At 42.1% G+C, this 14,107-nt stretch carries 11 protein-coding genes and 7 tRNA genes; 10 read left to right on the top strand and 8 right to left on the bottom strand.

The genetic code is table 11. The features are described 5' to 3' along the window. Positions 1-29: 29 nt before the first annotated feature. The 5 genes from crr to cysZ form a co-directional block, all read right to left on the bottom strand. Complete coding sequence (gene crr, locus C5471_RS02015; protein ID WP_133814940.1) at positions 30-539, bottom strand: PTS glucose transporter subunit IIA; 510 nt, start codon at positions 537-539, stop codon at positions 30-32. Positions 540-587: 48 nt separating this feature from the next. Continuing rightward, complete coding sequence (ptsI, locus tag C5471_RS02010; RefSeq protein ID WP_133814939.1) at positions 588-2,315, bottom strand: phosphoenolpyruvate-protein phosphotransferase PtsI; 1,728 nt, start codon at positions 2,313-2,315, stop codon at positions 588-590. Between the two features lie 184 nt (positions 2,316-2,499). Further along, the gene (gene ptsH, locus C5471_RS02005; RefSeq protein ID WP_133814938.1) at positions 2,500-2,757 is read right to left on the bottom strand and encodes a phosphocarrier protein Hpr; all 258 of its coding nucleotides are present in this window, start codon (positions 2,755-2,757) and stop codon (positions 2,500-2,502) included. Positions 2,758-3,238: 481 nt separating this feature from the next. Further along, the gene (gene cysK, locus C5471_RS02000; protein WP_133814937.1) at positions 3,239-4,192 is read right to left on the bottom strand and encodes a cysteine synthase A; all 954 of its coding nucleotides are present in this window, start codon (positions 4,190-4,192) and stop codon (positions 3,239-3,241) included. 115 nt (positions 4,193-4,307) lie between these two features. Beyond that, a complete protein-coding gene (gene cysZ / locus C5471_RS01995) occupies positions 4,308-5,078 on the bottom strand; it encodes a sulfate transporter CysZ (RefSeq protein ID WP_133814936.1) in 771 nt (256 codons plus the stop codon). A gap of 219 nt (positions 5,079-5,297) precedes the next feature. Between cysZ and zipA the strand changes: the two genes are divergently transcribed. The 4 genes from zipA to C5471_RS01975 all read left to right on the top strand — a co-directional run bounded on the left by zipA (position 5,298) and on the right by C5471_RS01975 (position 10,065). Further along, positions 5,298-6,230: a cell division protein ZipA gene (gene zipA, locus C5471_RS01990; RefSeq protein WP_133814935.1), complete on the top strand. Its 933-nt coding sequence runs from the start codon at positions 5,298-5,300 to the stop codon at positions 6,228-6,230. 61 nt (positions 6,231-6,291) lie between these two features. Then, on the top strand, positions 6,292-8,310 hold the full coding sequence (gene ligA, locus C5471_RS01985) for an NAD-dependent DNA ligase LigA (RefSeq protein ID WP_133814934.1): 2,019 nt from the start codon (positions 6,292-6,294) through the stop codon (positions 8,308-8,310). Positions 8,311-8,540: 230 nt separating this feature from the next. Continuing rightward, positions 8,541-9,725: a NupC/NupG family nucleoside CNT transporter gene (locus C5471_RS01980; RefSeq protein ID WP_133814933.1), complete on the top strand. Its 1,185-nt coding sequence runs from the start codon at positions 8,541-8,543 to the stop codon at positions 9,723-9,725. 124 nt (positions 9,726-9,849) lie between these two features. Further along, on the top strand, positions 9,850-10,065 hold the full coding sequence (locus C5471_RS01975; RefSeq protein WP_133815013.1) for a DUF3820 family protein: 216 nt from the start codon (positions 9,850-9,852) through the stop codon (positions 10,063-10,065). A gap of 70 nt (positions 10,066-10,135) precedes the next feature. On the opposite strand, the gene C5471_RS01970 is transcribed toward C5471_RS01975, so the two are convergent. From C5471_RS01970 to gltX, 3 genes are all read right to left on the bottom strand, one after another. Next, positions 10,136-10,211: transfer RNA gene (locus C5471_RS01970), tRNA-Ala, on the bottom strand. A gap of 56 nt (positions 10,212-10,267) precedes the next feature. Then, positions 10,268-10,343 (bottom strand) — tRNA-Ala (locus C5471_RS01965). 250 nt (positions 10,344-10,593) lie between these two features. Beyond that, on the bottom strand, positions 10,594-12,012 hold the full coding sequence (gltX, locus tag C5471_RS01960) for a glutamate--tRNA ligase (RefSeq protein WP_133814932.1): 1,419 nt from the start codon (positions 12,010-12,012) through the stop codon (positions 10,594-10,596). 269 nt (positions 12,013-12,281) lie between these two features. Here gltX and C5471_RS01955 point away from each other — a divergent pair. From C5471_RS01955 to glk, 6 genes are all read left to right on the top strand, one after another. Further along, positions 12,282-12,357: transfer RNA gene (locus tag C5471_RS01955), tRNA-Val, on the top strand. 29 nt (positions 12,358-12,386) lie between these two features. Next, positions 12,387-12,462 (top strand) — tRNA-Val (locus C5471_RS01950). Positions 12,463-12,505: 43 nt separating this feature from the next. After that, positions 12,506-12,581: transfer RNA gene (locus tag C5471_RS01945), tRNA-Val, on the top strand. 42 nt (positions 12,582-12,623) lie between these two features. Beyond that, a tRNA-Lys gene (locus C5471_RS01940) sits at positions 12,624-12,699 on the top strand. A gap of 37 nt (positions 12,700-12,736) precedes the next feature. Beyond that, a tRNA-Lys gene (locus C5471_RS01935) sits at positions 12,737-12,812 on the top strand. 226 nt (positions 12,813-13,038) lie between these two features. Further along, positions 13,039-14,004 (top strand): glucokinase, encoded by a 966-nt coding sequence (glk, locus tag C5471_RS01930; protein WP_133814931.1) that lies wholly within the window; start codon positions 13,039-13,041, stop codon positions 14,002-14,004. Positions 14,005-14,107: the final 103 nt, after the last annotated feature.

The following is a 14,107-nucleotide window of genomic DNA, read 5'->3' as shown; positions in this document are numbered from 1 at the left end:
AAAAGGGTATTGTGGTAGTTAAAATATGGCTACTTTTTGATACGCATAATGGGCGTTTCACCAACAGTGACAGAACCACTCAGTTTGGACAATTCTTTAATTTCATCCATATTGGAAATAACAACAGGTGTCAGTATTGATTTCGCTCTTTCTTCAAGGAATTGAAGATCAAACTCCAAAACTAGATCACCTTTCTGTACACGCTGACCTTCTTCAGCAATGCGCTTAAAGCCTTCTCCTTTAAGCTCAACCGTATCAATACCAAAGTGGACAAATAGCTCAATACCGCTGTCCGATTCGATAGAAAACGCATGGTTGGTTTCAAATATTTTACCGATCGTCCCATCAACTGGTGCAACTATCTTACTGCCGGTAGGTTTTATAGCGATACCATCGCCAACAATTTTTTCGGCGAAAACAACATCTGGAACATCTTCAATATTGACAATCTCACCAGATAAGGGTGCGATAATTTCAATAGTGCCGCTGTTTTTTTTATCATCTGAAACCAGAGATTTCAGTTTATCAAACAGACCCATGAATCTTCTCCTAATTGTTTATACTGGACCGCGTTTTAACCGATATTGTTAGCACAGTGTTTTTTCTTTGATAAATGTATCAACCAACTCCATCACCCCCTGAGCGGTAGACTGAGAAAGGGATTGCTCAGCCAGCGCTTTTGCATCTTCGTAACGCGTATTACGAATGATTTTCTTGATGCGGGGAATAGAAATCGCACTCATACTAAACTCATCCAGCCCCATACCTAATAACAACAGTGTAGCACGTTCATCACCTGCAAGCTCGCCACACATCCCCGTCCATTTACCTTCAGCGTGTGAAGCGTCAATGGTTTGCTTAATCAGGCTCAACACTGCGGGTAGCATCGGGTTATAAAGATGAGAAATCAATTCGTTACCGCGGTCTACAGCAAGAGTATACTGAGTTAGATCGTTTGTCCCAATGCTGAAAAAATCAACTTCTTTTGCCAAATGACGAGCAATGACTGCTGAAGCAGGTGTTTCTACCATCACACCTACTTCAATTGCTTCATCGAATTTTTTACCTTCTTCACGAAGTTGGCCTTTCAGCAATTCAAGTTCTGCTTTCAGTTGTAGTACTTCCTCAACAGAAATAATCATTGGAAACATAATACGTAATTTACCAAAAGCAGATGCACGTAAAATAGCACGTAACTGAGAATGTAAGATCTCTTTTCGATCAAGGCAAATACGAATTGCACGCCAACCAAGGAATGGATTCTCTTCTTTCGGTAGATTCATATAGGGCAGATTTTTATCACCGCCGATATCCATTGTACGTATAATAACCGCCTGGCTGCCCATTGCTTCGGCAACGGCTTTATAAGCCTGGAATTGTTCTTCCTCTGTTGGCAATGTATCACGATCCATAAATAGAAATTCTGTACGGTATAAACCGACACCCTCGGCACCATTGCGTTCAGCACCAGTAACATCCCGGACGGTACCGATGTTGGCACAGACTTCAACCTGATGACCATCAAGAGTCATTGCAGGCAGATCTTTCAGTTTTGCAAGTTCAGCTTTTTCTGCCAGATATTCGTTCTTGGTTTTTTTTAGCTGTTCAATTTTTGTATCAGATGGATTGATATAAATATGGTTATTTACCGCATCCAAGATCAGGTAATCACCGTTTTGGATTACGGCTGTCGAATTAGTGGTACCGACGATCGCTGGAAGTTCAAGAGAACGGGCCATGATTGAGGTATGGGAAGTCCGGCCACCTAAATTAGTAATGAAACCAAGAATTTTTTCCAGATTGAGTTGCGCTGTTTCAGATGGGGTCAAATCGTTGGCGATCAGAATAACTTCTTCTGAAATTGAACCCAGATCAACAATGGACATACCCAGAATGTTTTTCAGCAAGCGTTTACCGATATCACGCACGTCTGTGGCACGTTCTTTCAGGTATTCATCATCCAATTCTTCGAGAGCTTGGGCCTGAGTTTCAATCACGGAATAAACTGCGGCATCCGCAGCTTTGAAATCGTTTTTAATTAACGAAATAATTTCTTGCTCAAGTTCTTCATCTTCCAACAGCATGATATGCCCTTCGAAGATTTCAGCTTTTTCTTCTCCGAGGTTTTTTGCCGCTATATTTTTGATTGTTTCTAACTGAGATGAGGCTTTTTCACGACCTTGCTTGAAATAGGAAATTTCCTGTTCGACTTGTTCTTGACTGATTTTTTTCTGATTGATAATAATTGGATCTTCTTTCAGTAATAATGCCTTACCGAAAGCAATGCCTGGTGATACTAATATGCCTGAAATCATGATGTTACCTAACTACTAATAATTATTCTTTAAAGAGCCAGCCCGCAGATAGTTTGCTGTTTTAGGAAATGCATTTAAACTGACATCCCCGGATAAGAATGTCTCCGGGGATGAGGAACGGCTAAGTGAATATCAGTTTATTCACAATCTCTGAATCTTGACTGGCGTTGTGGTCAACGGGAGATTATTCCAATTCTGCCATCAATTTAACCAGATGTTCAATTGCTGTTTGCTCATCTTCGCCTTCAGCCGAGATGGTCACAACAGTTCCTTGAGTGAGTCCTAACGTTTGTAGCTTAAACAAGCTTTTCGCACTGGCCGTTTTACCACCGGAAGTCAGTGTAATGTCGGAGGAGAAACTTTTTGCTTCTTTAACAAACTGGGCTGCGGGGCGGGTGTGTAGGCCATTTGGCGCAGTAATAGTGACTTCTTGTTGGAACATGATGTTTCCTCAATAACTTAGATTTTTGCTATGTAAGTTAAAAAATTGTAGTAAACAAATCTTAACTTGAGTATTCATTAACTGCCTATCCCAGTAGAGCGATTTTATTTGCCTAAAGTGCGAGCTCGACAATGTTCTGTATTCACGGCTCTTTCACAAGAACGGCCCGCATCAATTGAGCCTACTGGGATAGACTCTAAGATTGATAATGTGATAAAAGATTTTATCGATTATCAAAAAAATTATTCTTCTCGATGCTTCTGATTGATAGTTTGAAGTAAAGATAGATCGCAGGACTACTTAACCGAAACTACTACTTCTGTTAATTAATTTCGAGCATCGAAATAATTATTATTGGTTAAATACTAAACCCAATGTAAGAAATCATCTGGTAAAGTGTAAAAGTTTGATCTACTGCACAGAAAAAGCACCCTTTAGGTGCTTTTTTATCAATAAAACTAAGTAACCTACTTAAATACTTTTATTCATCAGATAAGTCAGTAAACAATGCACTGCTCAAATAACGTTCGCCTGATGAAGCCAGAATGACGACGATATTTTTATCTTTATACTCCGGTTCCTGAGAAAGTTTCACCGCAGCGGCAACGGCGGCACCGGAGGAGATACCTGCCAGAATGCCTTCTTTCACCATAATTTCACGCGCGGTTTTAATTGCCTCGTCATTACTGATTTTGAAAACACGATCAACCAGTTTCAGATCAAGGTTATCTGGAATAAAACCCGCACCAATGCCTTGAATCTTATGTGGGCCGGGTTTCACTTCTTCACCGGCCAGAGTTTGGCTGATTACCGGTGAGTCTTCGGGTTCTACTGCAACCACCGTGATGTTTTTACCTTTGGTGTTTTTCAGGTAACGGGCAACGCCTGTTAGTGTGCCGCCAGTACCTACGCCGGTAACAAATACGTCTACTTCACCATCGGTATCTTCCCAGATTTCCGGGCCAGTGGTTTTTTCGTGGATTTCCGGGTTTGCCGGATTGCTGAACTGTTGCAGGATGATATAGCGATCGGGGTCACTGGCCTGAATTTCATTGGCTTTCTCAATGGCTCCTTTCATACCTTTAGCGCCTTCAGTTAGCACGAGATTTGCCCCCAGTGCTTTTAGCAGTTTGCGACGCTCAATACTCATCGTTTCTGGCATAGTCAGCGTTAATTTATAGCCACGGGATGCTGCAACGTAAGCAAGAGCAATCCCGGTATTACCACTGGTTGGCTCTACCAACTCTTTTCCTGGCTGTAGGATACCGCGTTTTTCAGCATCCCAAATCATGTTAGAACCAATGCGGCATTTTACACTAAAGCTTGGGTTACGAGACTCTACTTTTGCTAGAATACGTCCATTGCCAAAGTGTTTTAAGCGAATTAACGGGGTACGGCCAATTGTTAAAGAATTGTCTTCGTAAATTTTACTCATACTCGTCTTTCAACTCCCTTTAGTGATATCTGGTCAACGATACGCCAACAATCAGGTTATGGAAATATAGTTTGAATATATTCTTATCGTCTTAAAGAATAACATTTGAGTGAATTTATTTTATAAGATGAAACCCATGTTGATCCCGATAGCGATCTACCCACATTGCAGTAGCAGCGCATACTGCGATAGGCATAATCACCAAATTGACAATAGGTATCATTGTTAAAATACTCACCAGCGCACCAAATTGCAGGTTATTCATTTTGTTTTGACGAAGGGCGCTACGCATTGTTGGAAAACTGACTTTGTGGTTATCAAATGGATAATCACAGTATTGAATCGATAGCATCCAGGCACTGAAAATAAACCAGAGCACAGGTGCGACAGTTTGCCCGATAACAGGAATAAAATAGAGAAGCAGTAAAACCAGGGCGCGTGGAATATAGTAGAGCAGTTTTACCAATTCTCGTTTCAGGATGCGTGGAACATCTTTCACCAGTTCCTTAACCCCGGTATCCGGCGCAGAGGTTCCCGTTAAATCAGCTTCCAGTTTTTCCGCCAGTAATCCATTGAACGGAGCGGCTATGAAGTTCGCTATCGTGCTGAATAAATAAGTAAAAATCAGCAAAATAGAAATCATTGCGAGTGGCCATAGAATGTAACTAAGCCATTGCATCCAATCTGGTACTTTGTTCAATATCAAGGAGATCCAGTTTTCCAGTTGCTGGTAGAGCCACCAAAATGAACCACCGAGTAACAAAATATTTGCCAATAAGGGCAATAGAACAAATCTTTTAATACCTGGGCGAGTAATTAATCTGCAACCTTGCACCAAATACTGAAAGCCGCTCAAATTTTTTGGTGATTTTGTCAAATTAAGCATACTTCCTATTCTCTCCTGTATGATTGAAACGCTATCATATAGGCAGGATTTTCGACTGACTAGTCTTGTTCTGTATGAAAAAAAAGCAAAAAGTGCTTGTCAGGCATATTTATGATAAGAAAAGTGTGTATAAGCTTGCACTTGTGTTATTTGACAAATACAGTTAATACAGAAAATGTTCCGCCGTGGTGGCATATTAATTAAACAACAGAGATAGCAATGATGCAGGATTTGCGTCTGATATTAATCATTGTTGGTGCGATAGCAATAATAGCTTTGCTGTTACATGGGTTGTGGACCAGCCGTAAAGAGCGTTCTTCGCTTTTTCGTGATCGCCCAGTTAAACGTCATAAACATGATCGTCAGGAGAGTTTCGTCGATGACAGTGATAATGAGGCGTTTGACAATCAACAAAAGACTTACACCCATAAGCAGGTAAAACCTCATCAGGAATATAAAGCTGAACCGGCTATTGAGCGCGGTCAGCCGAAGTTGACTGAAATGGATGTTGCAACGCTTGAGGAAAGTAGTGATCCGTTGCTGACGGGCCATCAGCCTGAGACCACAACCAGAAAAGCAGTAACAGAAATAGAAGAGCAGGAACCCCAGCTTGGTTTGTTTGAATCCGAAGGACAGGATGAGCCTGAGAAAAATAGGCCTCAGACGGAAGAAAAGTCTCAGAATATGGCAAAAGAGGGGGATGGTGAGAAGGAAGTGCAGGCCAAAGCAGCAAAAGAAATCGTTTTGGTTCTTCATGTGGCAGCACACCACGGTCAGGCACTGAATGGTGAGCTCTTGCTGCAAAGTATCCTGCAATCTGGCTTCCAATTTGGAGAAATGCAGATTTTCCACCGCCATTTGAATCCATCAGGCAGCGGCCCGGTATTATTCAGCCTTGCCAATATGGTGAAGCCGGGTTCATTTAATCTTGAAACAATGGCTGATTTTACCACTCCAGGGATCTCCATGTTTATGATGGTACCTTCTTATGGAGACGCTAATCAGAATTTTAAGCTGATGTTGCAAGCGGCTCAACGCATTGCTTCTGATGTTGGGGGAGTGGTGCTTGATGATGAGCGTAAAATGCTGACACCGCAAAAAATCGAATTGTATAAAGCGCGCATTCGCAGCACACTTGATGTTCAGGTATAATCAATTCATCGAATGTTCAAGCCTCCGCCAGCCGGGGGCTTTTTATCGCTGGTTATAAGTCATGAAATCAACAGCTCAACAAATAGAAAATCTCAGAATAACACTGCGTCATCATGAATATCTGTATCACATCATGGATGCCCCAGAGATCCCTGATGCAGAATATGATCGGCTAATGCAGGAATTAAAGACTCTTGAGGAACAATACCCGGAGCTGATTACATCTGATTCACCGACACAGCGGGTTGGAGCTGTTCCCCTAACTGCTTTTAAGCAAGTCCGCCATGAAATTCCTATGCTATCACTGGATAACGTATTCGATGAAGAGAGTTATTTGGCGTTTGATAAGCGAGTGCGTGACCGCCTGAAAGATGATCAGGATTTAGTGGTGTGCTGTGAGCTGAAACTGGATGGTCTGGCTGTCAGTCTGTTATATGAAAATGGTGAATTGGTTCAGGCGGCAACCCGTGGTGATGGTACAACAGGGGAAAACATTACCTCAAATGTACGGACTATCTACGCAATTCCACTGCGCCTGACCGGAGAGAATATTCCTGCTCGTGTTGAAATTCGTGGTGAAGTATTTATACCCCAAAAAGGGTTTGAGAAGCTCAATGAGGAAGCACGCCGCACTGGTGCAAAAGTATTTGCCAATCCACGTAATGCAGCGGCTGGTTCTCTGCGTCAACTTGATCCCCGTATTACCGCTAAACGGCCACTGACCTTCTTTTGTCATGGTGTTGGTGTACTGGAAGGGGGAGAACTGCCGGCCAGTCACTACGAGCGATTGATACAGTTTAAGAAATGGGGATTGCCGGTCAGCGATAAAATTAAAGTTTGTACTGATAGTCAACAGGTTATTGATTTTTATCACGATATTGAAAACCAGCGTTCAACATTAGGGTTTGATATTGATGGTGTTGTTATCAAAGTGAATTCGCTGGAATTACAGAAAACGTTAGGCTTTGTCGCCCGCGCGCCACGCTGGGCAACAGCATTCAAATTTCCTGCTCAGGAGCAGATGACGATTGTCCGCGATGTTGAATTTCAGGTTGGTCGTACTGGTGCTATCACACCGGTAGCGCGTCTGGAGCCGGTGCAGGTCTCTGGTGTAACTGTTAGTAATGCAACATTGCACAATGCGGATGAGATTGAACGTTTAGGTTTGCGTATTGGCGATACTGTTGTTATCCGTCGTGCTGGTGATGTTATTCCAAAGGTCGTGGGTGTTGTAGAGGACAGAAGGCCACAGGACAGTGATGAAGTTGTTTTTCCTGAACATTGTCCGGTATGTGGGGCGGATGTCGAGCGGATTGAAGGAGAGGCTGTTGCGCGCTGTACTGGTGGTTTAGTCTGTGGTGCTCAACGTAAAGAAGCACTGAGACACTTTGTTTCCCGGCGGGCGATGGATGTTGACGGTATGGGGGAAAAGATTATCGATCAACTGGTGGATAAAGAGTATGTCGAAACCCCGGCAGATCTTTTCAGGCTTACTGCGGGTAAATTGACTGGGCTTGATCGTATGGGGCCGAAATCCGCGCAAAATGTGGTAGATGCGTTGGAAAAAGCGAAAAAAACTACGTTTGCGCGTTTCCTTTATGCGTTGGGGATCCGTGAAGTTGGGGAAACAACCGCTGCTAATCTGGCTGCTCACTTTGGCTGCATGGATAAATTACGTGCCGCTGATGAAGACGCTCTAAAAGAGGTCCAGGATGTTGGTGAAGTAGTGGCAAAACACGTGGTTAACTTCTTCAGTGAACCTCATAATCAAAAAGTTATCGATGATCTGGTTGATAATACCGGTATCAACTGGGAACAAGTTGTCGTTACAAAGGCTGAGAAGATTGACAGCCCATTCGCAGGCAAAACAATTGTGCTTACTGGCTCATTACATCAGTTATCCAGAGATGAAGCCAAAGATAAACTTATTGCGCTTGGGGCAAAAGTGACAGGCAGTGTTTCTAAGAAAACAGATTTGGTGATTGCGGGTGAAGCCGCTGGTTCGAAACTGGTTAAAGCTAATGAGTTAAATATTCCAATTATTGATGAAGAAGAAATGATCCGTTTATTGGGCGAATAGCTTTTTGTTTGCATTTTGGGTACTGATTATTGAGGAGTTTCTCAATAATCAGTCATATTTGATAATATGTTTTTGAATTTGGTTTTATACGATTCAGCTAAACATGTGATCAAATCCATTAAATAAAGATTTAGAGAAAGAACTATTTCAGTCTAATGTGACATCTATCCCATTTAATCGCCTTTTATCACATAGAATGCATTTATATTCTGTTGTGTTTGGAGTGTAATATGTCTCAAATCCTGCATTTCCTTTTGGCTCTGATTGTCATTGGCAGCCTTGCTATTCTGGCGAGCAGTAACCGTAAAGGTATTCGTCCTCGTTATATTATTCAGTTGCTTGTTATTGAACTTGTCCTGGCGTGGTTTTTCCTGAATTCAGGTGTTGGTCAGGAATTTGTTATGGGATTTGCCGGCTTGTTTGAGCATTTACTGAAATTTGCGGGGGAAGGGACGGAATTCATTTTTGGCGGCATGATGGGAGCAAAACTGGCATTCTTCTTTCTGAATGTATTGTGTCCGATTATCTTTATTTCCGCACTGATTGGTATTTTGCAGCATATCAAAGTATTGCCAATCGTCATCCGGGTTATTGGTACTCTGCTGTCTAAGGTCAACGGCATGGGGAAATTGGAATCATTCAATGCAGTCAGTTCTTTGATACTGGGTCAGTCTGAAAACTTTATCGCTTATAAAGATGTGCTGGGAAAAATGTCTGAGCGCCGAATGTACACGATGGCCGCAACTGCAATGTCAACAGTTTCCATGTCGATCGTCGGTGCTTACATGACCATTTTGGCGCCTAAATATGTTGTGGCGGCATTGGTGCTCAATATGTTCAGTACCTTTATCATCCTGTCACTGATTAATCCATATGCTGTTGACAGCGAAGAAGACATTCAGATGAGCAATCTTCACGAAGGCCAAAGTTTCTTCGAAATGTTGGGTGAATATATTCTGGCTGGTTTTAAAGTCGCCCTGATTGTTGCTGCTATGCTGATTGGTTTCATTGCCCTGATTGCGGCTATTAATGCGCTGTTTAGCCTAATTTTTGATAAGAGCTTCCAGGAAATGCTGGGCTATGTGTTCTATCCATTTGCTTGGGTAATTGGCATTCCTGCTGATGAAGCGTTGCAGGTTGGTAGTATTATGGCAACCAAATTGGTTTCTAACGAATTTGTTGCGATGCATAGCTTGCAATCAATGGCGACAGAACTTTCTCCGCGTTCACAAGGTATTTTGTCAGTATTTCTGGTTTCTTTTGCTAATTTCTCTTCAATTGGAATTGTTGCTGGTGCGATTAAGGGCTTGAATGAGAAACAGGGTAACGTCGTTTCCCGTTTTGGCTTGAAGCTACTGTTTGGTTCAACCCTTGTCAGTTTCTTGTCTGCGGCTATTGCAGGCTTGGTGCTGTAAAAAGATAAAGTGTTATAGTGGAATATTGCATCATGGATGATACAGCTTTCTGCTTTCCTTTAGTCTATTTTTCCCATACTCCGTAAACTGGAGTTATCCTTTTTAATCAATATAAATGCACATTATGGAAAAAGAAAACCTGATAGAAATTGCTAATACTGTTATGCCATTCGGTAAATACAAGGGGCGTATGCTGATTGACTTACCAGAAGAGTATTTATTGTGGTTCACTCGTAAAGGGGAATTTCCACAAGGTAAATTGGGCATGCTGATGGAGATGACTTTAGCAATAAAAATAGAAGGATTGGATTCGCTGGTGAAACCATTGAAGAAGAATTAGCAGGAATGGATGCTATCACGATATATAGCCAAAAGGCCCTGAAAGCGTGGCTTTCAGGGCCTGATAATTTTGGTGGAGCTAAGCGGGATCGAACCGCTGACCTCTTGCATGCCATGCAAGCGCTCTCCCAGCTGAGCTATAGCCCCACGAGTGTGGCTTTTCCTAATTTTATTGCCAAACACTTTACTCTGGTAAAAGTATTTGGTGGAGCTAAGCGGGATCGAACCGCTGACCTCTTGCATGCCATGCAAGCGCTCTCCCAGCTGAGCTATAGCCCCAATCAAAATTGGTGGAACGGGGCGCATAATATGAAACCTTGCAAATACTGTCAACGGCTAACTTATCATTATCAGAGCAAGCGTCGAAAAAGCCATCAGTTCGGAGATGGATCGACAAAATAAAGGCTGAACAATGGGTTGAAATAAGATAGAAAGCGTTTAGGGCAGTTACAACGCAGTATTCATTAAATGAGATTTTTTTGAAAATAGAAGGCACCACATTGAATCGGTGATGCCTTTGTCGCATTAATTACTGCTGAGTTTCACGTTGAGCAATAAATGCCAGAGCCTGATTAATACGGGCCAGAGTACGGGTTTGCCCGATAGCATGAATAGTCACATCTACTCCTGGAGATTGACCTGCTCCGGTAGCAGCAACACGCAGTGGCATACCGACTTTACCCATACCAACTTCCAGCTCATCAGCTGTAGATTGAATAGCATGATGAACATTTTCAGGTGTCCAATCAGTAATTGAAGCCAGCTTTGTACGAACAACTTCAAGAGGCTGACGGGCAACTGGACGTAAATGTTTCTTTGCTGCATCTGCATCAAACTCAGCAAAATCCTCATAGAAGTAGCGGCAGGACTCGGCCATTTCTTTCAGCGTCTTGCAGCGTTCACCCAGCAATTTAATCAGATCGGCCAATTGTGGCCCATTACGGGTATCAATGCCTTGTTGCTCAATGTGCCATGCCAGATGAACGGACACTTTCTCTGGGGGCAGGGTATTAATATAGTGATGGTTCAGCCATTGTAGTTTTTCTGTATTGAATGCACTGGCAGATTTATTGATAGCATCCAAGCCGAAAAATTCAGTCATCTCTTCAACACTGAAAATTTCCTGATCACCATGTGACCAACCCAGACGAACCAGATAATTCAACAGTGCTTCTGGCAGATAACCATCATCACGGTATTGCATAACACTCACTGCACCGTGACGTTTAGACAGTTTTTTACCATCATCACCCAAGATCATCGAAACGTGTGCATATTCTGGAACTGGGGCACCCAGTGCTTTCAGAATATTAATTTGACGTGGTGTATTATTGATATGGTCTTCACCGCGAATGACATGGGTGATTTCCATATCCCAGTCATCAATGACAACACAGAAGTTATAGGTTGGAGAGCCATCGGTACGGCGGATAATCAGATCATCAAGTTCCTGATTACTGAATTCAATTGGGCCACGGATACTATCATTAAAAATAACAGAACCTGCTTGTGGATTGCGGAAACGGACAACATGGGGTTGATCCGGATTATGCTGACATTGATTATCACGGCAATGGCCGTCATAACGAGGCTTCTCACCCTTTGCCATTTGAGTTTCACGCAATTCTTCCAGATGTTCTTTAGAACAATAGCAATGATAAGCAGTCCCTTGTTCTAGCATTTGATCAATAGCCTGATTATAGCGATCAAAACGTTTAGTCTGATAATAAGGACCTTCATCCCAATTCAGATTTAACCAGTTCATACCGTCCATAATGGCATCAATGGCTTCCTGAGTTGAGCGTTCAAGGTCAGTATCTTCAATACGCAATACAAATTCGCCTTTGTTATGGCGGCTATATAACCAGGAATAAAGTGCGGTACGTGCACCGCCAACATGGAGATAGCCCGTTGGGCTTGGTGCAAAACGGGTTTTAATTTTACTCATTGGGGATTGCCTTAATTACGTTTCACTTTTCAATGAACGTTATTGGTGATTTAAAGTAATAAAAGTGGGGGTTATTTTATCACTGGACTTTAATTCCTCAATGCTGTTAGCGGGATGTTATTGAGAAAAGTCAGCATATCTGCTTAAACCGTACCCTGAGTGATGATAATTATCTCACCTTTGTTTAATTTTGAGACGAACGATATTTTTCCCTAGAAAAAGCGTTGACTCATCCTGAACTATCCCTATAATGCGACTCCATCACGACGGGGCGTTTAGCTCAGTTGGTAGAGCATCTCCCTTACAAGGAGGGGGTCATCAGTTCGAATCTGGTATCGCCCACCACTCGTTGTGATAAAAATGAATTTATGATTGGGCGATTAGCTCAGTTGGTAGAGCATCTCCCTTACAAGGAGGGGGTCATCAGTTCGAATCTGGTATCGCCCACCAATCATAAATTCAGTGGTATAGACGCAGTGATAGTCATTGAAGTGGGCGATTAGCTCAGTTGGTAGAGCATCTCCCTTACAAGGAGGGGGTCATCAGTTCGAATCTGGTATCGCCCACCACTTCATTAGATTATTTCAGCAGTATCACACCACTTTTGGAATGGGTCGTTAGCTCAGTCGGTAGAGCAGTTGACTTTTAATCAATTGGTCGCAGGTTCGAATCCTGCACGACCCACCATTCAAAAAGACGTAGTTAGAGTAGTTCTCCTATAGATGGGTCGTTAGCTCAGTCGGTAGAGCAGTTGACTTTTAATCAATTGGTCGCAGGTTCGAATCCTGCACGACCCACCATCTTAAAGCTTCATCCAAAAACGAATTTCTAGATATATTGTTAGCTCAGTCGGTAGAGCTGTAGACTTTTAGTCAATTAGTTGCAAGGTTCTAGCCTGGCAAATCATCTTTAGTATGTGATATCCCGATGGTACAAGCTATTCGTGCCCAAACTCCCTATACCAATAATGTCAGATGAGATAAGCTTTACATAATTATTGTACTGGCTAATTATTAGGATATAAAAATGAATCTCTACGGACTAGTGGCTGATATTGGTGGTACGAATGCCAGATTAGCACTTTGCAATTTGAAAGATGGGGCTCTTGACCAGATTAAAACATATAGTGCAAAACAATACGCTGGGTTGGAGTCTATTATCAGCGACTATTTGGCGGAGCAAAAAGTAATAATAACTTATGCTTGTATCGCTATTGCCTGCCCGATAAAAGGTGATTGGGTGGAAATGACTAACCACCAATGGGCATTTTCTATTAGCGAGCTTAAACAGGCATTTGGGCTAGAAAAATTAGAGATTATTAATGACTTCACTGCCGTATCTATGGCTATCCCTATGCTGACAGAAAAACACAAAGTTCAACTGGGAGGGGGAAAAGCAGTTAAAGATAAACCAATTGCTGTTTATGGGGCGGGAACTGGCCTTGGTGTGGCTCATTTAATAAAAGCAGGCAAGCAATGGATAAGTTTACCTGGTGAAGGTGGCCATGTAGATTTTGCAGCGAATAGTGAAGAACAAGATGCAATATTAGCTGTTTTACGTCGTAAACTGGGGCATGTTTCGGTAGAAAGAATCTTGTCCGGTAGTGGATTAGTGAATCTCTATCAAGCCATTGCAATTTTGGATCAGAGTCAGCCGGAAGAGTTAGAACCCGAAATAGTGACGCAACGGGCATTGGATGAAAGTTGTCAATATTGTTATCGTGCCCTGACACTATTTTGTGAAATTATGGGGCGATTTGGTGGGAATTTAGCTTTAAATATGGCAACTTTTGGCGGTGTATATATCGCTGGTGGTATAGTGCCGCGGTTTTTTGATTTCTTTAAGCAATCGAATTTCCTTTATGGATTTGAGGATAAAGGGCGCTTTAAAACATTAGTACAACAGATTCCTGTTTATCTGATTACTCATCCGCAACCTGGATTATTAGGCTCAGGGACATATTTACGGCAACAACTCTCATTGATTGATTAAGTTATAAAGACAGATATATACATATTGAAACTAGTGATTGTATATATCTGACTAAAATCCATGAAAATATAAATATATTTGATAGATTCACATTATAAATGCA

It is taken from the genome of Photorhabdus tasmaniensis (assembly GCF_011189505.1).
GTDB classification, from domain to species: Bacteria; Pseudomonadota; Gammaproteobacteria; order Enterobacterales; family Enterobacteriaceae; genus Photorhabdus; species Photorhabdus tasmaniensis.
This window is presented reverse-complemented; position numbering and strand designations above follow the sequence as displayed.